At 71.5% G+C, this 24,967-nt stretch carries 19 protein-coding genes and 1 pseudogene; 6 read left to right on the top strand and 14 right to left on the bottom strand.

Features of this window, described 5'->3' with window-relative positions; genetic code table 11:
* Positions 1-53: 53 nt before the first annotated feature.
* From smc to ACFY9I_RS27070, 3 genes are all read right to left on the bottom strand, one after another.
* On the bottom strand, positions 54-3,674 hold the full coding sequence (gene smc, locus ACFY9I_RS27080; RefSeq protein ID WP_391005988.1) for a chromosome segregation protein SMC: 3,621 nt from the start codon (positions 3,672-3,674) through the stop codon (positions 54-56).
* A gap of 231 nt (positions 3,675-3,905) precedes the next feature.
* Positions 3,906-4,106, bottom strand: a complete 201-nt coding sequence (locus ACFY9I_RS27075) for a hypothetical protein (protein ID WP_149825411.1) — start codon at positions 4,104-4,106, stop codon at positions 3,906-3,908.
* A 401-nt stretch (positions 4,107-4,507) separates the two neighbouring features.
* Positions 4,508-4,789 (bottom strand): acylphosphatase, encoded by a 282-nt coding sequence (locus tag ACFY9I_RS27070; RefSeq protein ID WP_391005985.1) that lies wholly within the window; start codon positions 4,787-4,789, stop codon positions 4,508-4,510.
* A gap of 190 nt (positions 4,790-4,979) precedes the next feature.
* On the opposite strand from ACFY9I_RS27070, the gene ACFY9I_RS27065 reads away from it, so the two are divergent.
* Positions 4,980-5,942 carry a CAP domain-containing protein gene (locus ACFY9I_RS27065; protein WP_391006112.1) on the top strand — a complete coding sequence of 321 codons (963 nt, stop codon included), beginning with the start codon at positions 4,980-4,982 and terminating at the stop codon, positions 5,940-5,942.
* Positions 5,943-6,059: 117 nt separating this feature from the next.
* Positions 6,060-6,500 carry a winged helix-turn-helix transcriptional regulator gene (locus ACFY9I_RS27060; RefSeq protein WP_391005982.1) on the top strand — a complete coding sequence of 147 codons (441 nt, stop codon included), beginning with the start codon at positions 6,060-6,062 and terminating at the stop codon, positions 6,498-6,500.
* On the opposite strand, the gene mutM is transcribed toward ACFY9I_RS27060, so the two are convergent.
* The 8 genes from mutM to ACFY9I_RS27020 form a co-directional block, all read right to left on the bottom strand.
* Entirely contained in the window at positions 6,473-7,333 is an 861-nt protein-coding gene (mutM, locus tag ACFY9I_RS27055; RefSeq protein WP_391005979.1) for a bifunctional DNA-formamidopyrimidine glycosylase/DNA-(apurinic or apyrimidinic site) lyase, read from the bottom strand. The two genes, ACFY9I_RS27060 and mutM, sit on opposite strands and share 28 nt — an antisense overlap.
* A gap of 191 nt (positions 7,334-7,524) precedes the next feature.
* Entirely contained in the window at positions 7,525-8,334 is an 810-nt protein-coding gene (gene rnc, locus ACFY9I_RS27050; RefSeq protein WP_391005976.1) for a ribonuclease III, read from the bottom strand.
* A gap of 19 nt (positions 8,335-8,353) precedes the next feature.
* Positions 8,354-8,527 (bottom strand): 50S ribosomal protein L32, encoded by a 174-nt coding sequence (gene rpmF / locus ACFY9I_RS27045; protein WP_007493396.1) that lies wholly within the window; start codon positions 8,525-8,527, stop codon positions 8,354-8,356.
* A gap of 2 nt (positions 8,528-8,529) precedes the next feature.
* Positions 8,530-9,174, bottom strand: a complete 645-nt coding sequence (locus ACFY9I_RS27040; protein ID WP_391005973.1) for a YceD family protein — start codon at positions 9,172-9,174, stop codon at positions 8,530-8,532.
* A 155-nt stretch (positions 9,175-9,329) separates the two neighbouring features.
* Positions 9,330-10,424, bottom strand: a complete 1,095-nt coding sequence (locus tag ACFY9I_RS27035; protein WP_391005971.1) for a cell division initiation protein — start codon at positions 10,422-10,424, stop codon at positions 9,330-9,332.
* Positions 10,425-10,513: 89 nt separating this feature from the next.
* Positions 10,514-10,993: a pantetheine-phosphate adenylyltransferase gene (coaD, locus tag ACFY9I_RS27030; protein ID WP_391006109.1), complete on the bottom strand. Its 480-nt coding sequence runs from the start codon at positions 10,991-10,993 to the stop codon at positions 10,514-10,516.
* 32 nt (positions 10,994-11,025) lie between these two features.
* The gene (gene rsmD, locus ACFY9I_RS27025) at positions 11,026-11,613 is read right to left on the bottom strand and encodes a 16S rRNA (guanine(966)-N(2))-methyltransferase RsmD (RefSeq protein WP_391005968.1); all 588 of its coding nucleotides are present in this window, start codon (positions 11,611-11,613) and stop codon (positions 11,026-11,028) included.
* Between the two features lie 180 nt (positions 11,614-11,793).
* A complete protein-coding gene (locus tag ACFY9I_RS27020) occupies positions 11,794-15,033 on the bottom strand; it encodes a helicase-related protein (protein ID WP_391005965.1) in 3,240 nt (1,079 codons plus the stop codon).
* Positions 15,034-15,228: 195 nt separating this feature from the next.
* Here ACFY9I_RS27020 and ACFY9I_RS27015 point away from each other — a divergent pair, with 195 nt between their 5' ends.
* Both ACFY9I_RS27015 and ACFY9I_RS27010 read left to right on the top strand, forming a co-directional pair.
* On the top strand, positions 15,229-17,136 hold the full coding sequence (locus ACFY9I_RS27015; RefSeq protein ID WP_391005962.1) for an HSP90 family protein: 1,908 nt from the start codon (positions 15,229-15,231) through the stop codon (positions 17,134-17,136).
* Positions 17,133-20,075: a tetratricopeptide repeat protein gene (locus ACFY9I_RS27010; protein ID WP_391005959.1), complete on the top strand. Its 2,943-nt coding sequence runs from the start codon at positions 17,133-17,135 to the stop codon at positions 20,073-20,075. Before ACFY9I_RS27015 ends, ACFY9I_RS27010 begins: the two co-directional genes overlap by 4 nt.
* Positions 20,076-20,350: 275 nt before the next feature.
* Here the strand turns inward: ACFY9I_RS27010 and ACFY9I_RS27005 are convergent, their stop codons facing one another.
* Complete coding sequence (locus ACFY9I_RS27005) at positions 20,351-22,084, bottom strand: DAK2 domain-containing protein (protein WP_391005956.1); 1,734 nt, start codon at positions 22,082-22,084, stop codon at positions 20,351-20,353.
* A gap of 256 nt (positions 22,085-22,340) precedes the next feature.
* Between ACFY9I_RS27005 and rpmB the strand changes: the two genes are divergently transcribed.
* Together rpmB and ACFY9I_RS26995 are read left to right on the top strand one after the other, a co-directional pair.
* Positions 22,341-22,526 (top strand): 50S ribosomal protein L28, encoded by a 186-nt coding sequence (gene rpmB, locus ACFY9I_RS27000; RefSeq protein WP_003993230.1) that lies wholly within the window; start codon positions 22,341-22,343, stop codon positions 22,524-22,526.
* Positions 22,527-22,662: 136 nt separating this feature from the next.
* A pseudogene (locus ACFY9I_RS26995) lies at positions 22,663-23,162 on the top strand (FAD-dependent oxidoreductase); the annotation flags it as partial.
* Here ACFY9I_RS26995 and thiD read toward each other — a convergent pair.
* Both thiD and ACFY9I_RS26985 read right to left on the bottom strand, forming a co-directional pair.
* Positions 23,137-23,940: a bifunctional hydroxymethylpyrimidine kinase/phosphomethylpyrimidine kinase gene (thiD, locus tag ACFY9I_RS26990; protein ID WP_391005953.1), complete on the bottom strand. Its 804-nt coding sequence runs from the start codon at positions 23,938-23,940 to the stop codon at positions 23,137-23,139. The pseudogene ACFY9I_RS26995 and the gene thiD overlap by 26 nt on opposite strands.
* Before the next feature lie 14 nt (positions 23,941-23,954).
* On the bottom strand, positions 23,955-24,920 hold the full coding sequence (locus tag ACFY9I_RS26985) for a thiamine-phosphate kinase (protein ID WP_391005950.1): 966 nt from the start codon (positions 24,918-24,920) through the stop codon (positions 23,955-23,957).
* Positions 24,921-24,967 lie beyond the last annotated feature (47 nt).

The following is a 24,967-nucleotide window of genomic DNA, read 5'->3' as shown; positions in this document are numbered from 1 at the left end:
CCTCGACTTGAAGGTAAAAGCAACCAGCCCCGCCTACCCGCACTGAACAGCGGCTAACGCAACCGCTGACTGATCACCTTCGACACACCGTCACCCTGCATGGAGACGCCGTACAACGCGTCGGCGACCTCCATCGTCCGCTTCTGGTGCGTGATCACGATCAGCTGCGAGGCCTCCTGCAGCTCCTGCATGATCCGGATCAGCCGCTGCAGGTTGGTGTCGTCGAGCGCCGCCTCGACCTCGTCCATCACATAGAACGGGCTGGGCCGCGCCTTGAAGATCGACACCAGCATGGCGACGGCGGTCAGCGACCGCTCACCGCCGGAGAGCAGCGACAGCCGCTTGACCTTCTTGCCCGGTGGCCGGGCCTCGACGTCGACGCCGGTGGTGAGCATGTTGTCGGGGTCGGTCAGGATCAGCCGCCCCTCACCGCCCGGGAAGAGCCGGCCGAAGACGCCCTCGAACTCCCGTGCCGTGTCCCAGAAGGCCTCGGTGAAAACCTGCTCGACCCGCTCGTCGACCTCCTTCACCACCTGCAGCAGATCCGCGCGGGTCTTCTTCAGGTCCTCGAGCTGCTCGCTGAGGAACTTGTGCCGCTCCTCCAGCGCCGCGAACTCCTCCAGCGCCAGCGGATTGACCTTGCCGAGCTGCTGGTACGCCCGCTCGGCCGCCCTGAGCCGTTTCTCCTGCTCGGCGCGGTGGAACGTCTTCGGCTGGTTACGGGGGTGCTCCGGATCCTCCGGGAGCTCCTCCCCCTCCGCCGGCGGCGACGGCGGTACGAGCTGGTCGGGCCCGTACTCCGCGATCAGCCCTTCCGGTTCGACGCCCAGCTCCTCCAGCGCCTTGGTCTCGAGCTGCTCGATCCGCATCCGCTTCTCGGCGCCGAGGACCTCGCCCCGATGGACGGAGTCGGTCAGCTTGTCCAGCTCGGCCTTGAGGTCCCGCCCCTCGGTGCGGGCCTGCGCCAGTTCCTGCTCCCGGCGGGCCTTGGCGGCGTCGGCGGCGGTGCGCTCCTGCGCCGCGCGGGCGAGGGAGACCTCGACGTGGAGGAGCAGCTGCCGAGCGCCGGAGGCGACGGCCTCGGCCACAGCCGCCTCGTACCGCAGCCGCGCCCTGCGCTGTTCGGCCCGCGCCCGCGCCTCGCGCTCGGCGCGTGCCGCCCGGTCGAGCGAGTCGGCGCGCCCCGCGAGCCCCTTGACCCGCTCCTCGTGCGTCCGCACCTGGAGCCGGGCCTCCATCTCGGTCTGCCGCGCGTTGGCCCCGTCGGCCGCGAGCCGGTCCCGTACGGAGGTGTCGGGCTCCTCCTCGACCGGCATCTCCTCGGCGACAACGAGCCGTTCGGCCAGCTCCTCGGCTTCCCGCACGGCCTTGTCGAGCGCCTCCTGGGCCCGTGCGGCGGCGGCCGTGGACCGCTCGGCCTCCCCGGCGGCGCCCCTCGCCTGTCCGGCCAGCCGCCCGAGCTGCTGGGCGACCGCCGACTTCTCCCGTTCGGCCGCCCGGCGTCTCTCCCCCAGCTCCTCCACGAGCGCGGCCCGCTCCCGACGCGACGCGACCGCGCTCTCCTGGGCCGCGGCCAACTCCTCGCACCGTACGGCCAGTTCCTCCAGCTCGGCCGCCGCCTCGTCGACGGAGGCCTGCACCTCCAGCAGGCTGGGTGCCCCCGCCGAGCCGCCGTGCGCGAAGTGCGGCCCGAGCAGGTCGCCCTCGGCGGTCACGGCGGTGAGGTCGGGGCGCGCGTAGACGAGGTCCTCGGCGTCTTCGAGGGTGTCCACGACGACGATGCGGTGGAGAAGGCGGCGTACGGCGGGCATGAGGTCGAAGGGGGCGCGGACCAGGTCTGCGGCGAAGTGCGCGGTGGGGGATGCCGGGAGGGGTCGTCTGTCGTCCGCGGGCCCGTCGTGGCTGGTCGCGTCGTTCCCCGCGCCTCTTGGGGACGCGGGGGTCACGTCTTCAGGCGCCCCCGCCAGCAACAGCGCCGCCCGGCCCGCGTCCTGCTTCCTCAGCAGGCGGATGGCCCCGGCGGCGGAGGCCGGGCTGGTCACGGCGATCGCGTCGGCCGCCGCACCGAAGGCCGCAGCAAGGGCGACCTCGTGCCCGGGGGCGATCGTCAGCAGTTCGGCCGCCGGGCCCAGCACCCCTTCCAGCCGGTCCTTCGCGGTGAGCAGCGCGCCCGTGCCGTCCTTGCGGCGCAGGCCCAGGGCGAGGGCTTCGTGGCGGGCCTGGGTGGCGGCGCGGCGGCGTTCGGCGGTGGTGGTGGCCTCGCGGGCGGTGGTGAGGGCGGACTCGGCCTCCGCGAGGGCGCGCTTGGCTGCCTCGTGCTGTTCGGCCAGTTCGGAGTCGTCGGCGTCGAGACCGTCGACCTCGGCCTTCAGCGCCTCGTACTCCTCCTGGGCGGTGACGGCACGTTCCTGCGCCTCGTCGCGGGCGGCGGCGAGGCGGTCGATCTCGGCCTGGGCGGAGGCCGCCCGGGAACGGGCGGCGTTGACCTGGCCGTTCAGGCGGGCGAGGCTCTCGCGGCGGTCGGCGATGGAGCGGGCGACGTCCTTGAGGCGGCGTTCCTCGACCGCCAGTTGGCGCTCCAGTTCGGCCCGGTGCTCGACCGTGTCCTCCAGGGCCCGCACGGCGGCTTCGAGGGCCGCTTCCAGCTCGGCCTCCTGTTCCCGGATGCGGGCGGCCTCGCGCTCCATGTCCTCGGGGTCGCGGCCGCGCCGCTCCTCGGGGGGTGCCGAGGTGGCGCTCTTGACCCGGGCGTCGGCCAGGGAGATCGTGCCGCGCACCCGCTCGGCCAGCCGGGACAACTCGTACCAGGTCTCCTGGGCCCGCTGGAGTCGCGGGCTGAGCCGCCGTACCTCGTCCTCCAGCAGCGCCTCCCGCTGGAGCGCCTTCTTCAGTTCCGTCTCGGCGGCTTCCTTGCGCTGCTTCAGCGCGGCCTCGTCCGCGACCTCGGTGCGGAGCGCCGCCTGGAGTCGTACGAGATCGTCGGCGAGCAGTCGCAGCCGCGCGTCGCGCAGATCCGCCTGGATGACGGCTGCTCTGCGGGCGACCGCGGCCTGTCGGCCCAGCGGTTTGAGCTGCCGGCGGAGTTCGTCGGTGAGGTCCTGGACGCGGGCCAGGTTGGCCTGCATGGCGTCCAGTTTCCTGAGCGCCTTCTCCTTGCGCTTGCGGTGCTTGAGGACGCCGGCGGCCTCCTCGATGAAGGCGCGGCGGCCCATGGGGTCGGCGTGCAGGACGGAGTCGAGCCGGCCCTGGCCGACGATGACGTGCATCTCGCGACCGATGCCGGAGTCGGAGAGCAGGTCCTGGATGTCGAGCAGACGGCAGGTGTCGCCGTTGATCTGGTACTCGCTGCCCCCGTTGCGGAACATGATCCGCGTGATGGTGACCTCGGAGTACTCGATGGGGAGGGCCCCGTCGGAGTTGTCGATGGTCAGGGACACCTCGGCGCGGCCGAGCGGGGGGCGGCCGGTGGTGCCGGCGAAGATGACGTCCTCCATCTTGCCGCCGCGCAGCGACTTCGCACCCTGCTCACCCATGACCCAGCTGAGCGCGTCCACGACGTTGGACTTGCCCGAACCGTTGGGCCCGACGACACACGTGATGCCCGGTTCGAACCGGAGCGTGGTCGCCGAGGCGAACGATTTGAACCCACGGAGGGTCAGGGCCTTGAGGTGCACGCCGCCGGACTCTACCTTCCGGCCCTGTCTCACTCCATGAACGCGCGGTTTCGCACATGAACGTGCAGGGCACATCAGACGTGAAGAGAGTGAGGAAGAAGCACGGGGGCGCGGGGGAAAAGAAAGAAGGGACGCCCAAGGAGAAGGCGTCCCTTGCAGATCTGACAACTTAGCGGTTGATACGGGCAGCCCAACCACTGCTGTCTGTCGTGGTGCGATGCGATGCAGTGATCAGGTGAGCGCAGGCTCCGCCTGGTGTGCGTCGAGCTCCATGAGCGAGTCGTGAGAAGCGGCAGCCGTCAGTGCGTCGTTCTCCGCCTGGATCCGTACGAGCTCGGATTCCAGGTCCTGGACGCGCTGCTGGAGCCGTCGCATCTCGGCGAGGAGTCGCGGGTCGGAGCCGCCGACGTAACCGAGAAGCGCCTTTGCCATGATGGATGGTCCTCCACACTGAGTGACCGACCGAAGCGGTGTGGGTCGTGAGGGAATCGCACCCGCGGTGCTTGGCACTGTTGAGTTTTTGCTGCCGTTCTCCATGCCAAACAGCTAAGGTGCGCGGGGCTTTCAGCGTCTCACCAAAAAGTTTGACGGTCAACACGATCACGCCCCGTATCGGCGGGCACCCCGGATTCGCGCGGCCCTGAGCGGGCGACGCTGCGGGTGTTTCCGGGGCCTCTCCTGGCCGAGGGAGCTAGCAGATCATCCTCTCTTCGGAGCCTGCCATGACAAGCCCGTCTTGGCAATCACCTGCACATTTCTGTTTTGTACATGACTCTGGCATATGCCACAGGCGCTCCACCCCACTGCCGTACGGCCCGCCGCACGCAAAGGGGTCAGCGGATGGCGAAGCCCTCATAGCCCCCTCGCGGTGTGTCCCAGATCTCGGTGACACCGTCCACGCGCCCGGGCGTGTCGTCACTCTGGAGCCACGACAGGAGCCCCTGGCAGGCCTCCTGCGAGCCCTCGGCGACCACCTGGACCCGCCCGTCGGCCAAATTGAGAGCAAAACCACTCAGTCCGCCGATCTCCAGGGCTCTGGCCCTGGTGAACCAGCGGAAACCCACACCTTGCACCCGCCCACGCACCCAGGCGACCAGCCGTACATCCTCGCTCATACCTGCACGCTAACGGGCCAAAGTCTCTCGGGGCTCTCCCTCCCCTGGCGTCATGCTGTACCGTCCCCACCCAATGAATCTCATATAAAACTCACTCCTTCGTGTGAGATTCGTGAAGACCACGATCACAACGTTGACGACATCACCAACGTTGACCGCAGGACACCGCAAGGACGAGGAAGGCCAGAACATGGGACGCCACCGACGCTCCGCCGCCGGCCGCGCCGCCAGGGGCCGCGCCACCGGGGTCACGGATACCGGCCTCGCCTCCAAAGAGCCGCACTACGGTCCGGAGAACCTGTACGGGTTCGCCGAGTTCCTGGAGGCCGATGCGCAGGCCGCGTCCCGCGCCGGTGGTTCGCGCCGCCGCAAGAAGAAGACCGTGACTCCGGTGAAGACCGGTCTGCTCGGCGTCTCGGCCGCCGTCGCCCTCGGGACCGTCGCGGTGGCCACCGGAGTACTGCCGGGCGGCGACAAGTACGCCGTCAGCGGAGGCAGCAGCAACGAGACGGTGCTGCCGGCCGGCTCGCCCACGAGTGCGGCGAGCCAGCAGGGCGGCGCGGACGGCGCCGCACCGCAGGAGCGCGAGGACGAGTCCACCAGCCGTGACTCCGAGCGCGAGGCCTCACCGTCGAACAGCCCGTCCCCCTCGAAGCCACCGGCCGAGAAGCCTTCCGAGGAGGAGGACAAGGGCTCCGGCTCGGAGAAGGCCAAGAAGCCGACCGCCGAGCCCACCGAGGAGAAGGGCAGCGCTCCCCCGGTGCAGATCTCCGCGGAGACCCAGGCCGAGGCCGCCGTCCTGCTGCTGGTGAACGAGGAGCGGGCCAAGGCGGGCTGCGGCCCCGTAGCGGCCAGCAGCGACCTGGCCAAGCTGGCCGAGGCCTTCAGCAAGGACATGGCCCTGCGCGGCTTCTTCGACCACACCACCCCCGACGGCGAGGACCCGTGGGACCGGGCGGCGGCCCTCGGGGTCACCGGCCTCGGCGGGGAGAACATCGCCCGCGGCCAGGCCACCGCCGAGGCGGTCATGGAGGCCTGGATGAACAGCCCCGGCCACAAGGCGAACATCCTGAACTGCGACTTCAAGACCCTCGGCGTCGGCGTCCATCTGGGCGACGGCGGACCGTGGTGGACGCAGGACTTCGGCTACTAAGGAACCGGCTCGGCCAACCGGGAGCGGGTCCGAGCCCCGCAACGCCCGCGCCGCTTCACGCTAACCAGAAGTTAGTGCGACCTTCTGGTTAGCGCTGCGCCGGAGTATTCTCGACGTATGGAAGCAGCCGCGCAGACCACCGTGACGCCCGCGCAGGCCGCCGCGGGCGCGGACACAGCGAGCCTCGACGACCTGCCGTTCGACGTGTTCGCCAGGGAGTGTCCGTCACGGGGCACCCTGGAGCACGTCACGGGCCGCTGGGGCGCGCTCACGATGGGCGCGCTGTACGAGGGATCGCTGCGCTTCAACGAGCTGCGTCGGCGCGTGGACGGCGTCAGCGAGAAAATGCTCTCCCAGACCCTGCACGGCCTGGAGCGCGACGGTCTGGTGCACCGCGAGGCCCAGCCCACCAATCCGCCCCGGGTCGACTACACGCTCACCCCGCTAGGCCGCGAGGTCTCCGAGCGCCTGCTGTCCCTCATCACCTGTGTGGAGGAGCGGATGGAAGACGTGCTCCGGGCCCGCGAACGCTACGACGAGACCCGCGGCGCCCGCTGACACCTCGGGCAGAAGTAGCTGGAGCGGTTCATCCAGGGCCGCCGCCGCATCGGCGTGGCGCAGCGCCGACAGGGCAGCCCCTCACGCCCGTACGCGTCGAGTGAGCGGTCGAAGTACCCCGACTCGCCGTTGACGTTGACGTACAGGCTGTCGAAGCTCGTGCCGCCCACGGCGAGGGCCGCGTTCATCACGTCCCGTACGTGGCCCAGGAGTTCGGTGGTGCGGGGGCGCGTGAAACCGGCGGTCGGGCGCTCGTAGTGGATGCGTGAGCGCCAAAGCGCCTCGTCCGCATAGATGTTGCCCACGCCGCTGATCAACGACTGGTCGAGCAGGGCCCGTTTGATGGTCGTACGCTTCCGCCGCAGCGCCTGGTGGAAGGCCTCCGCGTCGAACAGCGGGTCGAGTGGGTCACGGGCGATGTGGGCGATGACGTCCGGCAGGCCGTCGGGGGTGGTGTCGTGCAACGACAGGCCGCCGAAGGTGCGTTGGTCCACGAAGCGGAGTTCGGTGGCCAGGTCGTCGGAGAACCGGACGCGGATCCTGAGGTGCTTCTCGTCGGCCGCGTCGTGCGGCTGGACGAGCAGCTGACCGCTCATCCCGAGGTGGGCGAGGACCGCGATACCGGTGTCCTCCACGGGTAGCCACAGGTACTTGCCCCGGCGGCTCGGCTCACCGATGCGGTGGCCGTTCAGGCGGTGTGCGAAGTCCTCGGGGCCGGCCAGGTGGCGGCGTATCGCTCGGGGGTGCAACACCTCCACGTCGGCGACGGTGCGGTGCGCCACCCAGCGGTTGAGGCCACGCCGTACGACCTCGACCTCGGGAAGTTCGGGCACGGGGTCCTCCGGAGGTTGAGCGGGGGGGGCGTGAGGGGTGAGGTCGGGGGGTGGGTGCGCGTTCGGTGGGGGCTGGTCGCGCAGTTCTCCGCGCCCCTGAAAAGCACCGTGCCTGGACCCGCACCGGAAGAACCCACCGCTGCCGCCCCCGCATCCCCTTGCGGAGGGGGCGGGGGCGGCAGACCCCGGTGTCAGGCCGGGGCGGTGTCCGAAGGTGTGTCCGCGGTGTCGTCGGCCGCGGCCTCGGCCGCCGCTTGCGCCCGCTCGTCCGCCGCGGAGCGGATGGCACGCCAGGCCGACTCGGCCGCCTGCTGCTCCGCTTCCTTCTTGCTGCGGCCGGTGCCGGTGCCGTACGAGACGCCTCCGACGCGGGCGGCAGCGGTGAAGGTCTTCTCATGGTCGGGGCCGGTCTCCGTGACCAGGTACTCGGGCACACCGAGCCCCTCGGTCGCGGTGAGCTCCTGAAGGCTGGTCTTCCAGTCCAGGCCGGCTCCGAGGTTCGAAGACTTTTCGATCAGCGGGTCGAACAGGCGGTGCACCAGCTCCGCCGCCGAGTCCAGCCCCTGGTCGAGATAGACCGCGCCGATCACCGCTTCCAGGGTGTCGGCGAGGATGGATGCCTTGTCCCGTCCGCCTGTGCCCTCTTCACCACGGCCGAGCCGGATGAAAGAGCCGAGGTCGAGCCCACGACCCACCTCCGCCAGCGCACGAGAGTTGACCACCGCGGCCCGCAGCTTGGCCAGTTGGCCTTCGGGCAGGTCCGGGTGGGTGCGGTACAGCGTGTCCGTGACCACGAGGCCGAGGACGGAGTCCCCGAGGAACTCCAGGCGCTCGTTGGTGGGCAGACCGCCGTTCTCGTACGCGTACGAACGGTGGGTCAGCGCGCGCACCAGAAGGGCGGACTCGAGCTGATAGCCGAGCCGCCCTTCCAGAAGCGTGTGGGACGAGGCTGTGTTCTCCGCCTTTTTCTTGGCGTTGGTCTCCGCCTTGGCGTCAGACATAAAGCCTCTCACCAGCCGCTCAGACCTCGAGGACCTGGCGCTTGTTGTAGGTGCCGCAAGACGGGCACGCGATGTGCTGCAGCTTGGGCTCGTGGCAGCGCTCGCACGCAACCAGGGTGGGGACCGCAGCCTTCCACTGCGACCGGCGGTGGCGCGTGTTGCTGCGCGACATCTTCCGCTTCGGAACAGCCACGGCTACTTCTCCTGCTTCTCGTCGACACCGGATTCGGCGCCGCTCATCTCGTCCTTCTCGCCGTCTTCGAGTGAACCGGCGAGTCCCTGCAGTGCCGCCCAACGGATGTCGACGGCGTCATGGTGGTGGTCCGGGTCGTCCGCGAGCCGGGCTCCGCACTCGGAGCACAGGCCGGGGCAGTCGTCCTGGCACACCGGCTGCATCGGCAGTGCGAGCACCACCGCATCACGCAGCACGGGTTCGAGGTCGAACAGGCCGTCCTCGAGGAAGAGCCTGTCCTCGTCGTCCTCGGCGTCGCTGTCGGGTTCCGCGATCACGCGGCCCCGCTCATCGGCGTCGGGGTACGAGAACATCTCCTGGAAGTCCGCTTCGAGCTCCAGCTCCAGCGGCTCCAGACACCTTACGCACTCCCCCTCGGCCCCGGCACGGGCGGTGCCCGTGACGAGCACCCCTTCCATGACCGACTCCAGGCGGAGTTCGAGTTCCAGCGGGGCGCCTTCCGGCACTCCGACGACCCCCTTGATCCCGAGGTCCTTCGGAGCGTCGACCGAGCGCGTCATGCGCTGCTGCGCACCCGGCCGCCGACCCAGCTCGTGTGTGTCGAACACGAGGGGGTTGCGATGGTCGAGGCGGGCGTTCAGAGCCATTTCAACTTTCGATCTTCGAATGCGAAACTCGGTGCTGCGCCGCCCCTGGTGTTCCGGGCAGCGCTCGATCGCGGGCGTCCGTTGCAGACAGCATGAACGCACGCGCGACCGAAGAGCCAGGATACTGGACCTTTCGCTTTCGGCCCAATCCGCTGTCAGCGCCCCTGCTCGTAGCGGCGCAACTGCTCCGCCGTGATCATGGTGGTGTCGAACAGGCTGGTCTCGTCGAGCGCGTTCGCCGGCGGCTGCGCATACCCCTGAGGGTCCTGGTGTTCCTGCTGCTCCTGGTGCCCCTGGTGCCCCTGGTGCCCCTGGTTCGGGTCGTACGCCGGCTGCTGTGGGTAGCCGGCCGCGTACGGGTCGGCCTGCTGGTAGCCGTAGGGGTCGGCGGCCTGCTGGGGCTGGACGTACTGCTGCTGGTAGCCGCCGTACGCGTCCTGCTGGTACGCCGTCGCCTGGTACGCGTCCTGCTGCAGACCGTACGACTGCTGTTCCGGCACGGACCGGGACTGCTGGGCGGGGGTCTCCGAGAGGGCGACCAGCTCGGCCAGGTAGTCGGCGTCGCTGGTGGGGTGCGGGGAGGTGCCGTCGTCGTTCAGGGCGAGGGCGCCGAGGTCGTCGGTGGCGATGCGGCCGTGAAGTTTCTGCCGGCCCCGGCCGACGGCCTCCAGAGTCTTGGCGAGGACCGCCTCGAAGGCGCCGAGCTTGGCGTCGACGTAGGCGTCGGCGTCCTTGCGCAGGGTCTCGGGGTCGTGGCTGCGCTCAGGGGCGTCCTCGTCCTCGTAGCCCTGCGCGTCGAGGCCGGGACCGGTGCCGAGGAGCTTCTCTCGGCCCCGGCCGACCGAACCGAGGGTCTTGGTGAGGACGACCTCGAAGTTGGCGAGCTTGGAGTCGACGTAGTCGTCGGCCTCCGCGCGGACGTCCTCGGCCTCCTGGCGGGCTTCGGAGAGGATCCGGTCGGCCTCGTTCTGGGAGCGGCGGGCGACCTCGGTGTCGGAGATCAGGGAGCCGCGCTCGGCGTGTGCGCCCTGGATGATCCGCTCGGCCTCCTGGCGGGCCCGCTCGACCATGTGGTCACGGTCGCCGATCAACTCCCGGGCCTGGGCGAGAGAGTCGGGCAGGGCGGCACGCAGCTCTTCGAGCAGGGCGAGCAGTTCGGCGCGGTTGACCACGCACGAGGCCGACATGGGCATGGATCGGGCGCCGGAGACCACCGAGACGATCTCGTCGAGCTTCTTCTGCACGTCCACCGTGTGGTCCACCGTGTGCTCGCCACTCTCTACAGCTGTGTTGGAGACGGTCGGATCGACTGTAAGGCCAGCGGGGGACCTTCGTCCGCTCAGTCGCGCTTCAGGCGTTCGGCGAGGGCTTCGAGGACGAGCGGGGGCACCAGGTGGGAGACGTCGCCGCCCCAGGTCGCCACTTCTTTGACGAGGGAGGACGACAGGAAGCTGTAGGTGGGGTTGGTGGGGACGAAGAGGGTCTCCACGCCCGACAGGCCGATGTTCATCTGGGCCATCTGCAGCTCGTAGTCGAAGTCGCTGACCGCGCGCAGACCCTTCACGATGGCGGGGATCTCGCGCTGCTTGCAGAAGTCGACGAGCAGGCCGTGAAAGGCCTCGACCCGTACGTTCTCGTACTCGGTGGTGACCTGGCGGATCAGCTCGATCCGCTCCTCGACCTCGAAGAGGCCCTTCTTGGATTTGTTGATCATCACCGCGACATAGACCTCGTCGTACAGCTTGGAGGCCCGGCCAATGATGTCGAGGTGTCCGTTGGTGATGGGGTCGAACGACCCGGGACAGACGGCACGGCGCACTTGGGATCCCTCGCTCTCCGGTCCGGTCATCGTCATCGTGCGTCTTCGCACGTAGAGGCGGCGCGACCGTACCAAAACGTTCCCTCGCCGTAGCGACGGGCCCTGATGGCCTCGAAACCGGTCGGCCAGGCGAATTCACCGCCTCGGGTGCTGCGCTCCACGGTGACGAGGGCGTCGTCGTGGAGCCACCCCCCGGTAAGGAGTGTGAGCAGGATCTCGCGAAGATCGTCGTCCACGACGGCGTACGGGGGGTCCAGGAAGACGAGGTCGTACGGCTCGTCCGGCGCCGGGCCCTGGATGATCTGCTCGGCTTTGCCCGATCTCACCTCGGCGCCGGGGAGGCCGAGCGATCTGACGTTGTCGCGAACCGTGCGGGCCGCTCGCGCGTCGGCCTCGACGAGGAGGGTGTGGCCGGCGCCTCGGGAGAGGGCCTCCAGGCCGACGGCGCCCGAACCCGCGTACAGGTCCAGGACCCGTTCGCCGTCCAGGGGGCCGCCCAGGAGGGATTCCCAGGTGGAGAAGAGGCCCTCCCGTGCGCGATCGGAAGTGGGGCGGGTGCCTGTCCCCGGCGGGACGGCCAGGCGGCGTCCACCGGCTGTGCCGGCGATCACGCGGGTCATCGTGGGTCCTTGTTCGAGGGCGTGGTCACGGCGTCCAGTTTGGCAGTCGGAGGTGGGGGGTGCTGGCCGTCGTGGACGTCTGCGGTTCATGGGGGTTGATCGCGCGGTTCCCCGCGCCCCTGAAAGACAGCCCGACTGCCCTCAGCCCCGGTCGAAATCCCTGACCGAACGGCAGTGTCCCTAGCCCTTGTCCAGGTACTGCTCTCTTTCCTCGTCCAGCAAGGCGTCCAGGGCCGTCCTCAGCGCCGGGAGATGCTCCAGGTCCGGGTCGCCGGCGACCACCGCCGCCGCTTCCTGTCTCGCCTCCGCGATGATGTCCTCGTCGTCGATGACGGTGAGCATGCGGAGGCTGGTGCGGGCGCCGGACTGGGCCTGGCCGAGGACGTCGCCCTCGCGGCGTTGTTCGAGGTCGATGCGGGAGAGTTCGAAACCGTCGAGGGTGGACGCGACGGCGTTCAGACGCTGGCGGGCGGCGCCGGCCTCTGGCATGTCGGTGACGAGGAGGCAGAGGCCGGGGGCGGAGCCCCGGCCCACGCGGCCGCGGAGCTGGTGGAGCTGGGAGACGCCGAAGCGGTCGGCGTCCATGATCACCATCGCCGTGGCGTTCGGGACGTTGACGCCGACCTCGATGACCGTGGTGGCGACCAGGACCTGGGTCTCGCCGGCGGCGAAGCGTCGCATGACCGCGTCCTTGTCGTCCGGGTGCATACGGCCGTGCAGGACCTCGACGCGAAGGCCCTGGAGGGGGCCCTTGGCGAGTTGCTCGGCGACGTCGAGGACGGCGAGGGGCGGGCGCTTCTCGGCCTCGTCCTCGGGGGACTTCTTGCCTGCTTTCTTCGGGTCGTCCTCCTCGTCCCCGATGCGGGGGCAGACGACATACGCCTGGTGGCCGTTCTCCACCTCCTCGCGGACGCGTTCCCAGGTGCGGGCGAGGAAGTGGGGCTTGTCGGCGGCCGGGACGACATGGCTGGCGATGGGTGAGCGGCCGGCGGGGAGTTGGTCGAGGACCGAGGTCTCCAGGTCACCGAAGACGGTCATGGCGACGGTGCGCGGGATCGGGGTGGCCGTCATCACCAGGAGATGGGGCGGCTGCTTGCCCTTGCCGCGCAAGGCATCGCGCTGTTCCACGCCGAAGCGGTGCTGTTCGTCCACGACGACCAGGCCCAGGTCGTGGAACTGGACCCTGTCCTCGATCAGGGCGTGGGTGCCGATGACGATGCCGGCCTCGCCGGTGACCAGGTCCAGCAGCGCCTGGCGACGGCCGGCGGCGCCCATCGAGCCGGTGAGCAGCACCACCTTGGTGGCGTGCTCGGCCCCGCCCAGCATGCCGCCCTCCGCCAGCTCCCCCATCATCTCGGTCACCGACCGGTGGTGCTGCTGGGCGAGCACCTCGGTGGGCGCGAGCATGGCCGCCTGCCCGCCCGCGTCGACGACGGCGAGCATGGCGCGGAGGGCCACCATGGTGTTGTGGGTGACCGTGAAGTTGTCGGTGACGTAGGCATGGCTCGGGTGAGCGACGCTGATGCATTGGACCGGCTTGCGCCCCACATGCTCGACGGCCCGGATTCCGCGTCGAAACGTGTTGTATTCCGGTCGAACCCGTACTCGGTCGGCCTTGCGGGTCAGCCGGAACGGCGCGTGCTCCTCAGGCAGGGCGACCGAGACGTTGAAGGCGGCTCGCTTCGGCAGAACTCGCGCACGGCCACCCAGCGATCGCACGAGCCAGGCGACGTCCTCCGCCAGCCTGCGCGAGGCGGAACAGAGCGAGATGCTCATACCGTCGGCCTGGACGGTGCCAGCTGTGTCCAGAAGACCTTGCAGCAGGGCCAGACGGTTCTTGACCGACGTGTTCTTGAAGCCGTCCGGCACGAACTTCGCGTGTGACGTGAGGCCCCACAGATTCAGGTCACGCAGCGTCTGGATCACGGGATTGCGAACGCCGCCGGCACGCTGCGTCAGCTGGATCGTGTAGTCGCAGCCGGATCCCTTCACCGGCACCAGTCGGCATTCGGGCGCCACCGCGGCTGCCGCGGCCTCGACGATCTCCTCGTCGAGGGTGGACAGACGCAGGTTGTGACGGAACGAGCCGCCCCCCAGGAGAAGGCCAAGCAGATAAGGATCCATCGGCAGCGCCGAGTCGCCCCCGAGGTCGACGGGGGTTGCGACCGGGATGTACCACTTCGAGGATCCATTCGCTCTCGAGGATCCTTTCGCTTCGAAGGCGTCGAGACGGATCTCTCGCGTGGTCATGACCTCGGGTTCCTGCCCTCGGCGCCACCCGCAGCTCGTACCGACGATCCAAAGGTGCTCGTCGTCGCACTCGACGGAGCTGCCGTCGGACAGCACCAGCCGCCAGACATCGCGTTCTCCTTGCGGGAAAACGCCGTCGACCAGCGCGATCTCACCGTCGGGCACGACAACCTCGTCCCCCACACGCACATCCCCCATCCGGCGGAAACCGGCGGGAGTGAGCACCAGCGAGTCGAGAGGCTGAGCCTTGCCCGAGCCGACCTCGCCCTGGAGCAGGCGGTGCATCGGGTGTTCCGTGGCCAAGTCGTCGAAGATCTCCCGGGAGACCTTCTGCTGGCCATCGGTGAGGGTGAAGGGGAGGCGGGCGTCGAAGGCCGTCAGGAGGCCTTCGGGGGTGGGGCGGCGGGCGACGGCGGGGAGTTGGGCGTCGGCGTGGCGGCGGCGGGCCAGGGCGACCTGGAGGACGAAGGCCTCGTCCCACTTGAGGCGGTCGCGGGCGGATGCGATGTCGGCCTTGGTGTGGGGGCGGTGGATCTTCAGGAGGGCTTCGGGGAGGGTGGCGAGGCCTCTGCCCTGCCGGAGGGAGTCGGGGAGGGGGTCGACGGCTTCCTGGGCGCTCGGAAGGACCGTCTGGACGGCCTTGGCGAGCTTCCAGGACTCCAGCTTGGCGGTGGCCGGGTAGATCGGGATGAGGGCGCCGGCCCAGGTGTCGACGGTCTCCGTGACGTCGTCGCCGCGCAGCAGCTCGTAGGCCGGGTGGGCCAGTTGGAGGCGGCGGTTGAAGACGGAGACCTTGCCGGCGAAGAGGGCGCGGGTGCCGGGGAGGAGCTCCTTGTGGGGTTTGTGCACGCCGTGGCCGAAGAACACCAGCTGGAGGCGGCCGCTGCCGTCGGTGATGGTGACTTCGAGGCGCTGGCCCTTGCCCCGGGGGGCCTTGGCGGAGGCGAACGTGTGCAGACGGGCGTCGGCGACCTGGGCGACCACCGTGACGTGCTCGTCCATGGGCAGGTCGGCGAGGTGGGTGAGCTGGCCGCGCTCCTCGTATCTACGGGGGTAGTGGTGCAGCAGGTCGCCGACGGTGTGCAGGCCGAGGTGCTCGGCCATCACCTTCGCGGTGGCGGCGCCGAGCGTGTTCTTGAGCGGTTCTTCGAGCGCGGACACGGGATCCATTGCACACCACGGCACTGACAATCCCGTATACGTCCTTGAAATCCGCTGGTCAGGCGGGTCGTTCGCGCCTAGGATGACGCACTCCCGGGCCCAGCCGTGTCAGGGTCCGTACCGCCGCCGTCCGCGGTCACCGTCTCGCGGGACCGCCCGACCCCGCCGCCGTCGCCAGAATCCCATCCCACCGGCGCTGCGACGATGGATTCAATGACCTCACAGTCATCCCAGGCTCGTCAGTCACCCCAGTCACCCCAGTCACCTCATACGTTCCAGGTCGATCTGCGTGGCCTGGTGGACCTGCTCTCGCGCCACCTCTACTCCAGTCCGAAGGTCTACCTGCGCGAGCTGCTGCAGAACGCCGTGGACGCGATCACCGCGCGGCGGGCGGAGCAGCCCGACGCGCCCGCCCGGGTGCGGCTGTTCGCCGAGGGCGGCGCGCTGCGGGTGGAGGACTCCGGCATCGGGCTCACCGAGACCGATGTGCACGAGCTGCTCGCCACGATCGGGCGCAGCTCCAAGCGCGACGACGGTGGCATCCAGGAGGTCCGCTCGGACTTCCTGGGGCAGTTCGGCATCGGGCTGCTGGCGTGTTTCGTGGTCGCCGAGCGCATCCGTGTGGTCAGCCGCAGCGCCCGTTCACCGCACGCGCCGCCCGTGGAGTGGACGGCGGCCGACGACGGCTCGTACACCGTGCGGACGCTGCCCGACGACGCCCGGCCCGAGCCCGGTACGACCGTGCACCTGGTAGCGCGGCCCGGGGCCGCCGAATGGCTCTCCCCCGCGCGCGTGCTGACGCTGGCGCGGGACTTCGGGTCGCTGCTGCCGTACGACGTCCGGGTGGGCGACGAGGCGGTCACCGATCTGCCGGCGCCCTGGGACCGCGCGTACCCCTCCCCCACCACCCGGCGCGTGGCCCTGGCCCGGCACTGTCACGACCTGTTCGGTTTCACGCCGCTGGACTCGATCGAGCTGGACGTGCCGCTGGCCGGGGTCCGGGGGGTGGCGTACGTGCTGCCGTCGGCCGTCAGCCCGGCCCAGCGGGCGAGCCACCGGGTGCATCTCAAGGGCATGCTGCTCACCGAGCGGGCCGAGCAGCTGCTGCCGGACTGGGCGTTCTTCGTGCGCTGCGTCCTCGACACGGACAGTCTGCGGCCCACGGCGTCACGGGAGTCGCTGTACGAGGACGAGACCCTGGCCGCCGTACGGGAGGCGCTGGGCGAGCGGATCCGCAGCTGGCTGACCGGGCTCGCCGCCGGTGATCCGGAGCGCCTGGCGGCCTTCCTGTCGGTGCACCACCTGGGTGTGAAGTCCCTGGCGCGCCACGACCGGGAGATGCTGCGCACGATGCTGCCGTGGCTCCCCTTCGAGACGACCGACGGGCGGCTGTCCCTGGAGGAGTTCGCGCAGCGGCACCCGGTGGTGCACTTCACGCGGACGGTCGAGGAGTACCGGCAGGTCGCGCCGATCGCCTCCGCGCAGGGCGTCGGGGTCGTCAACGGCGGTTACACGTACGACAGCGAGCTGGTCGAGGCGTTGCCGTCGGTGCGCCCGGGGACGGTCGTCGCCGAGTTGGACGCCGACACGGTGACCGCGCACCTGGACACGCCGGACCCGGACGAGGAGCTGGCGCTGGCGGGCTTCCTGTCGGCCGCGCGGGCCAGGCTCGACCCCCTGGGGTGCGATGTCGTGCTGCGGGCCTTCCATCCGCTGTCCGTGCCCGCGCTGCACCTGGACGACCGGTCCTCCCGGCACGAACAGGCCCGCGCGGAGGCCGAGGAGCGGGCCGACGACCTGTGGGCGGGCATCCTCGGCTCGCTGCGGGGCAGTGCGCCGCGCGCTCGGCTGGTCCTCAACCACCTCAACCCGCTGATCCGGCGGATCGGTTCCCTGACCGACCGGGAGCTGATCGGCACGGCCACGGAGTCCCTGTACGGGCAGGCCCTGCTGATGGCCCAGCGGCCGCTCAGGCCCGCCGACTCGGCGCTTTTGAACCGCGCGTTCATCGGCCTGCTGGAGTGGGCCACGCACAGCGATCCGGGGGCGGGGCCCGGCTCCGGTCCTGGTTTCGGATCGGGCTTCGGCTTCGGGGAGGGCGACCGCGGATGAGTGACCTCATCGATTCCATGGACTTCGACGAGCTGCGCCGGGCCATGGCGGAGAACTACGAGCAGCCGGAGGGCCCCGCCCGCAACGCGCGCGCGGAGCGGCTGCTCGCGGAGGCCGAGAAGCTGAAGATTCCGCTCGCCGTGATCGAGGCGCTCGGACACCAGCTCAAGGTCTACAACTACAGCTCCGAGAAGGACAAGATGTTCGTCCCCTTCGCGCGCCTGCTGCGCCTGTGGGACGAGCGCCCCGAGGACTTCGACGAGTACGAGGTCCACTCCCTGCACTGGGTGTTCAAGTGGATGTCGGCCGGCATGCTGAACCAGCCGCACATCCCGCTGACCTCCATCGAGAAGTGGCTCGGCGAGATGGAGCACCGCTACCGGCTGGCCGGGCACTCGGAACGGGCGGTGCGCAGCGCGGAGTTCACTGTGGCCGCGCACATCGGAGACCTGGAGCGGGCCGAGCGGGCGTACGGGGCGTGGCTGGCCGCCGACCGGGACGCCATGGCCGACTGCCACGCGTGCGAGCTGCACGGCCAGGGCTGGTGGCTGTCCCGGCAGCGCAGGGACGCGGAGGCACTGGAGCTGTGGGCGCCGGTGTTGGAGGGCGAGTACACGTGCGCCCATGAGCCGCACACCATCCTGGCGTCGTCCCTGGTGCCGCTGTTGCGCCTGGGACGGACGGACGAGGCGCGGGCCCACCATCTGCGGGGTTTCCGGCTGGTGCGGGCCATGGAGAGCATGCGGGGCGCGTACGCGGACCACGTGGAGTTCTGCGCGCTGACCGGCAACGAGGCGCGCGGTCTGGAGCTGCTGGCGGAGCGTCCGGCGTACTTCACGGACTCGGGGGACCCGCGCAGCAGGCTGCACTTCATGAGCGTGGTCGCCCTGCTCATGGACCGCCTCACCGCACGGGGGTTCGGCGACCAGACCGTCCCCGGACCCGCCGGCCGTACCTGGACCGCCCGCGAGCTGGCCTCCCACGCGCGCGCGGAGGCCCTTTCCCTGGCCGCGCTCTTCGACGCCCGCAACGGCACGGCGTACGTCAGCACCCATGCCCGGGAGCGGATGGACCGGCCGCCCCTGCTGGACCGGCTGCCGCTGGGCGTGCGTTCCACACGGACCGTCGCTCCGGTGCCCGCGCCCCGGTCGCCCGCCGCCGTGGAGCGAACGGCGGCCCAGGGCGGGCTCCCGGACGGACTGCCCGCCCTCCTCGCCGAGGCGCGGCGGCTCTCCGCGTCCCTGCACCCCGGCTCCGTAGAGGCCTGGGCCGCCGTGGCGCGGGCCGCCGAGGCCGAGGGCGCGGAGCTGGACGCCTGGGACCGCGCGGAGATCGTCGACCACGAGGCGATCGGCCTCGGGCCGGAGGGCGGCCCCCTCTTCGAACGCGCGGCCGACCTGTACGAGGCGGCCGGCGACCCCGGCGAGGCACTGGCGGCACGCGCGCGTGGGGCGAACGTCCACGCCCTCACGGGCCGGGTGGACGCAGCCATGGAGCTGATCTCCGAGCCCTACGAGCGCATCCTCGCCCTCTGGTCGACCGGCGGGGCGGGGGCGCGGCAGACGGCGTCCGTGCTGGTGGGGCGGGCGCGCATACTCGTGCAGCGGATGCACGAGACGGAGGACGCCGAAGCGGTGGCCTCCGCCGCGGCCGCCGTGCGGGAGCTTGCGGACTTCGTCGAGCCGCGCCGCTCGGAGGACGTACTGCTGGCCTCGCGGGCCGCCGAGGCGCGGGCGATGCTCGGGGAGCTGGCCGCACTCGGTGGGGACGCGGAGGCCGCCGTCGAGCTGTTCACGGAGGCCGCGGAGCGGTATGCGGCGGCCGGGCTGCCGTGGTTCGCGGTGCAGTACGAGGCGCGGCTCGCCGGGGTGGCGCAGCAGCTCGGGGACCTGGAGACCGCCGAGCGGGCCGCCCGTGCGGCGGTGGCGCACGGTGGGGCGGACCTGGAGCCGGTGGCCCACGCCCAGCTCCACCTCCAGCTTGCCGAGGTGCTGGGCGCCGGGGAACGGGCCGAGGAGGCCGCCGAGCACGCCCTGGAGGCGGCGCACTGGGCCGACGAGGCGGGCGAGGGTCCGACACTCGGCGCCTGGGCCCGGCACCTGCTGGGTGGGTGCCTGCTGCGGCTGGGGCGGTGGGCGGAGGCGGCCGAGGTGCTGGAGTCTGCGCTGCCGGACCTCACCGCCGAGACGCACGGGGACGGGGCCGTCGCCCAGACCCTGTGGTGGCTGGGCGACTGCCACACCGAGCTGGGCGAGCACCGCACGGCGGCCGAACGGTGGCTGCGGGCCGCCGACATCGCCCGGCACTGGCCGGAGCAGCGCGACCACGCCATGCTCGCGCATCTCGCCGCCGAGGCGCTCGCGCGCGCGGCGCTGCCCGCCGAGGCCGACCGGGCGTACGCGCGTGCCGCCGACCTCTGGGGCGAGCTGGGGAATGTCCACGGGTACGTCCGGGCGCTGCGGGCGCGGGCCTGGTACGCCGGGCGCCCGGAGCGTACGGAGGCCGGCCTCGACGTGGCGCGGGAGTTGATGGGCGACGCGGTCGTGGGGTGCGAGGCGGCCCTGTCCGACGTGACCGGTGAGGAGAACCGGCGGCGCGTCGTCGCGGAACTCGGCGAGACGTACCGGCAGTTCGGTGACCTGCTCGCCCGGTCCGTGGCGGAGGACGCGGAACTCGCCGTCTTCCAGCCGGTCTTCGAGGAGGCACTCGGGTTCGTCGAGCGGGCGGTGTCGGTGTACGAGTCCCTCGGGGCGGACCTCGTCGACGCCCGTACCGCCGCCGAGCTCGCGGCGGGGTGGTTGGAGGCGGATCTCCAGCGGAGGGCTGCCGCCGAGGGGCGGGTTCGGGCCGTCCTGGGCGCGCTCGGCGAGCGCGACGACGAGACGGCGGTGGCTCGGCGGGCGGAGGCGGAGAGGTTGCTGGAGGTCGTGGGCGCCTGAGCCGGGGCTTCTGCCGGCTTGTCTCGCCCCGCCGCCCTTACCCGTCCCATCCAGGGGCCGCGCCCCTTCGACCCCGCGTCGGCGGGTGTTCGGCTGCGGGCGGACAGGGCTTCTCGCGCAGTTCCCCGCGCCCCTGTTCAGGGGCGCGGGGAACTGCGCGAACGGGGTCCGGGGCGGAGCCCCGAGTCCTTGACGGGGGTCGAAGGGGCGCGGCCCCTGGGATGGGACGGGCAGGGGCGGCGGGGGCGGGGTCGGGGTCGGGGTCGGGGAAAGGCCTACTCCACCCCGATCAGCAGCAGCGCGCCCTGACGGCCGCCCCGGTACACCACCGTGTCCACCGCCAGGTGTCCCTCCCGCACGCGGGTCTCGACGTGGTCCACCACATCGGCGGGGGCTTCGTCGCCCAGCACCAGGGTGACCATCTCGCCGCCGGCGGCGAGCATGCGGTCGACGACCGAGGCCGCCGTCGCCGTGACGTCGGAGCCGATGACGGCGACGTCCCCGTCGACGAGACCGAGGACGTCGCCGGCCTGGCAGATGCCCGCCATGGTCCAGGACTGACGCTCGGCGATGACGACCTCGGCGTAGCGGGTGGCGCCGGCGGCGGAGGTCATGGAGACGACGTCCTCGTCGAAGCGGCGGTCGGGCTCGTGTACGGCGAGGGCCGCGATGCCCTGGACGGCCGAGCGGGTGGGGATGAGGGCGACCCGTACACCCTCGGCGCGGGCCTGCTCGGCGGCGGCCGCCGCGGTGTGCCGCAGGTCCGCGTCGTTGGGCAGCAGCACCACCTCAAGCGCGTGGGCACGCCGTACTGCCTCCACCAGCTCCCCGCTGGCGGGCGGCTCACCGGGCCGGGCCAGCACCGTGGTCGCGCCGGCCTCGGCGTAGAGCCGGGCCAGCCCCTCCCCCGGCACGACGGCCACGACGGCCCGCTGGGCGCGCTCGCGCGGCTGCCGCCCGGCCTCACCGGTCATGTGGGCGTCCTCGGCCCCGAAGTGCGTGATCCGGATCCGGTACGGCCGCCCGGCCTCGACCCCTGCCTCCACGGCGGCCCCGGCGTCGTCGACGTGCACATGGACGTTCCACAGCCCGTCCCCGCCGACCACGACGAGGGAGTCCCCCAGTGCGTCCAGGCGCCGCCGCAGACGGGCCACGGACGTGTCGTCCGCCTCCAGGAGGTAGATCACCTCGAAGGCCGGGCCGCCCGCCTCGGGCCGGTCGTCCCCGTCGCACACCTCCGCCACGGCTTCGCCGACGGCCACGCGCGCGTGCGCGGTGGGAGCGGGAACGGCCATCGCCCGCGGAGCCTCTCCCGTGAACGTCTCCACCAGCGCCGCCAGCACCGCCACCAGACCCCGTCCGCCCGCGTCCACGACGCCGGCGCGGGCCAGGGCGGCCAGTTGGGCGGGGGTCGCCGCCAGGGCCCTGCCGGCGCCCTCGTACGCGGCACGGGCGACGCTCCCGCAGTCGTCCGCGGCGTCCTGGGCCGCGTCGGCGGCGGCGGAGGCGACCGTGAGGACGGTGCCCTCGACGGGATGCGCGACGGCGTCGCGGGCGGAGTCGGCGGCGTGCCGCAGGGCGAGCCGCAGTCCCCGGCCGTCGGTGCGGGGCGCCTCGCGGTCGTCGGCGAGGACCTGGGCCATGCCCCGCAGGAGCTGGGCGAGGATCGTCCCGGAGTTCCCCCGGGCGCCGATCAGCGCGCCGTGCGCCATGGCCCGCGCGGCCTCGGCGAGCGTGGGCTGCCCCGCCGGGGTGGACTGGCCCGCCGGGGTGGACTGGCTCGCTCCGGCGGACGGACCGGCGGTCCCATGGCCCGCGAACACCGCCTCGACGGCCGCCGCGGCCGACTCCATCGTCAGATACAGGTTGGTGCCGGTGTCACCGTCCGCCACCGGGTACACGTTGATGGCGTCGATCTCCTCGCGCGCCCGTCCCAGCGCCGCCAGCGCGAGTCCGCACCAGGTGCGCACCGCGAGAGCATCGAAGAATGTCTGCGGCACCTGCGGCACCTGCGCCTCCTTGAGCTGCTGGGACTGGGACGCAGAGTAGACCTTGGAGGGGCGTCCGCCGGAAGGGGGCGGGGCAGGGCGACTGAGCAGCCATGGTAGTTTCGTTGTACTGGCGCGGTCGTTGTATGCTGCTCCGGTTGCCCGATCCACATCGGGCCATTCCCCTGGCAACGCCACTCAGATCTCTGATCCTGTGATCATGATCCCGGCCTGCCGGGATCATCCGTAAGTGCATCTGAAGTCTTTGGAGTGACCCGTGGCTGCCAACTGCGACGTCTGCGGCAAGGGGCCGGGCTTCGGCAACAACATCTCGCACTCGCACCGCCGTACGTCCCGTCGCTGGAACCCCAACATCCAGCGCGTCCGTACCGTGGTCGGCGGGACGCCGAAGCGCGTGAACGCCTGCACCTCGTGCATCAAGGCCGGCAAGGTCTCGCGCTGACGCACAGCTAAGCGCGCGGCCACTGCTGGTTCGCTGCATCGAGCCGGTCCACCCGGAGTGGACCGGCTTTTTGCTGTCCCTGACAACGCCGTAGCTGCCACGCCACAACGGTCGCACCGCCCACCCGACGGCCGGACGACCGGACGTCGCCGCGCAGCAGCGCATCCTCGCCGAGCGGTTCGCGGGTACGGGCTGGGAGGGGCCGCGCGTCCTGAAGGCACTGGAAGCGGCCGACGACCTGCCACTTCGACGCGATCGCCCAGATCCGTGTCGACCGGCTCACCGAGGGCCGGGGGGCGCTGCTCGGCGACGCGGGGTACGGCGCCACGATGGGTGGCATGGGCACCGGGGTGGCGATCGTCGGCGCGTACGTCCTGGCCGGTGAACTCTCCCTGGCGGGGGGGCGATCACCGTACGGCGTTCGCCGCGTACGAGCGCCGGATCCGGGGCTTCGCCAAGGGGTGTCAGAAAACCTCGGGGAACGCGGGCCCGTTCTTCGCGCCGCCCGCCGAGCGGCGGATCCGCAGCCGGGACCGGATGTACCGGCTCCTCGCCTCCCGGCCGACGGCGGCCTTCTTCCAGCGGATGACCGAGAAGTCGGCGACGAACATCAAACTCCCGGAGTACCCCGTGTGAGGGCCCAGCCGTGGTCCACGGGTCCGATCCCCCCGCCGAGCGCGAACCCGGCGGCGATCGCCCCCGTGACGTACTCCTTGGCCGCCGCGACGGCCTCCGGCACCTCCCGCCCCCGGGCGAGGTGCGAGGCGATCGCGGAGGCGAGGGTGCAGCCCGTGCCGTGGGTGTGCCGGTTGTCGTACCTGGGGGCCCTGAGCCAGTGCTCCGCGGAGCCGTCGGTGAGCAGATCGACGGCTTCCCCCGGGAGATGGCCGCCCTTGATCAGTGCCCACCGCGGCCCGTACGCCAGCACGGCCTCGGCGGCCTCACGCAGGCCGGCCTCCGACTCGACCCGGACACCGGTGAGTTGGGCCACCTCGTCCAGGTTCGGCGTCGCCACGGTGGCCACCGGCAGCAGCCGCGTCCGTACGGCGTCCAACGCGGAGGCGGCCAGCAGCGGATCGCCGTGCTTGGAGACGCCGACCGGATCCACGACGACCGGCGCGTCCGTGGCGGCCAGCAACTCGGCGACGACCTCGACGAGTTCGGCGGAGGCGAGCATGCCGGTCTTGACGGCCTGGACACCGATGTCGTCGACGACGCTGCGGTACTGGGCGCGCACCGCCGCCACGGGCAGTTCCCAAGCGCCCTGCACACCGAGGGAGTTCTGCGCGGTGACGGCCGTGACGACGCTCATGCCGTGCACCCCGAGCGCGAGCATCGTCTTCAGGTCGGCCTGGATCCCGGCCCCGCCGCCGGAGTCGGAGCCCGCCACGGTGAGCACCCTCGGCGGGCTCATGACTCGATGGAGGTTCATGACTCGATGTCCCCGAAGTGGTCCCAGCCGCCCTTGCTGGTCCAGGGCGCCCCGTCGACGGTCACCTGCGGCAGCGCCGAGGGGTTGAGGACCTCGCCGATCACCTTCCACCGCGCGGGCAGCTTCACGTCCGGCGGGAAGGTGGCCACGATCGCGTGGTCCTCGCCGCCGGTGAGCACCCACTGCAGCGGGTCGACGCCGACGGCCTGACCGATGTCGTGCATCTGGGTGGGGATGTCGATCGCGCCGGAGCGGATGTCGATCCGGCACTTGCTCGCCTCGGCGATGTGCCCCAGGTCCGCGATCAGCCCATCGCTGACGTCGCACATCGCGGTCGCGCCGAGGGAGGCCGCGGCCGGGCCCGCGTGGTACGGCGGCTCGGGGCGCCGATGGGCCTCCACGAAGGCGCGCGGCGAGCGGAAGCCCCGGGAGAGCACCGCGTGCCCGGCGGCGGACCAGCCGAGCCAGCCGGTGACGGCCACGACATCCCCCGGCTGGGCCCCGCCCCTGGTCACCGGCTCGTGGTTGCGCAGATCACCGAGCGCGGTGATCGAGATCATGATGGTGTCCCCGCGTACGACGTCACCGCCCACCACGGCCGCGCCGGCCACCTGGCACTCGTCGCGCAGGCCGTCCATCAGCTCGGTGGCCCAGGTCACCGGGAGTTCGGCGGGCGCCACCAGGCCGAGGAGGAGCGCGGTGGGCACGGCGCCCATGGCGGCGATGTCGGCGAGGTTCTGCGCGGCCGCCTTGCGCCCGACGTCGTACGCCGTGGACCAGTCGCGCCGGAAGTGCCGTCCCTCCAGGAGCAGGTCGGTGCTCGCCACGACCCGGCGGTCCGGCGCGGCCACCACGGCGGCGTCGTCGCCGGGGCCGACCCGGACCGCCGGGGTGGTGGTGAGCCGGGAGGTGAGCTCCCTGATGAGCCCGAACTCCCCCAGCTCTCCCACGGTGCCCTTCATCGTCGTATCGCCCCTTCTCGTGCCGCTTCCAGTGTCACTCGCGCCCG

The organism is Streptomyces sp. NPDC012510, assembly GCF_042955065.1.
Lineage (GTDB): Bacteria > Actinomycetota > Actinomycetes > Streptomycetales > Streptomycetaceae > Streptomyces.
This window is presented reverse-complemented; position numbering and strand designations above follow the sequence as displayed.

Bases quoted from the DNA above. Each gene is read 5' to 3' on its own strand.
- thiD (WP_391005953.1), bottom strand. From the start codon at position 23,940: ATGAGCCCGCCGAGGGTGCTCACCGTGGCGGGCTCCGACTCCGGCGGC.
- rsmD (WP_391005968.1), bottom strand. From the start codon at position 11,613: ATGACCCGCGTGATCGCCGGCACAGCCGGTGGACGCCGCCTGGCCGTC.
- ACFY9I_RS26985 (WP_391005950.1), bottom strand. From the start codon at position 24,920: ATGAAGGGCACCGTGGGAGAGCTGGGGGAGTTCGGGCTCATCAGGGAG.
- ACFY9I_RS27065 (WP_391006112.1), top strand. From the start codon at position 4,980: ATGGGACGCCACCGACGCTCCGCCGCCGGCCGCGCCGCCAGGGGCCGC.
- ACFY9I_RS27040 (WP_391005973.1), bottom strand. From the start codon at position 9,174: ATGGCTCTGAACGCCCGCCTCGACCATCGCAACCCCCTCGTGTTCGAC.
- ACFY9I_RS27015 (WP_391005962.1), top strand. From the start codon at position 15,229: ATGGATTCAATGACCTCACAGTCATCCCAGGCTCGTCAGTCACCCCAG.
- ACFY9I_RS27020 (WP_391005965.1), bottom strand. From the start codon at position 15,033: ATGGATCCCGTGTCCGCGCTCGAAGAACCGCTCAAGAACACGCTCGGC.
- ACFY9I_RS27070 (WP_391005985.1), bottom strand. From the start codon at position 4,789: ATGAGCGAGGATGTACGGCTGGTCGCCTGGGTGCGTGGGCGGGTGCAA.
- ACFY9I_RS27060 (WP_391005982.1), top strand. From the start codon at position 6,060: ATGGAAGCAGCCGCGCAGACCACCGTGACGCCCGCGCAGGCCGCCGCG.
- rnc (WP_391005976.1), bottom strand. From the start codon at position 8,334: ATGTCTGACGCCAAGGCGGAGACCAACGCCAAGAAAAAGGCGGAGAAC.
- ACFY9I_RS27010 (WP_391005959.1), top strand. From the start codon at position 17,133: ATGAGTGACCTCATCGATTCCATGGACTTCGACGAGCTGCGCCGGGCC.
- ACFY9I_RS27075 (WP_149825411.1), bottom strand. From the start codon at position 4,106: ATGGCAAAGGCGCTTCTCGGTTACGTCGGCGGCTCCGACCCGCGACTC.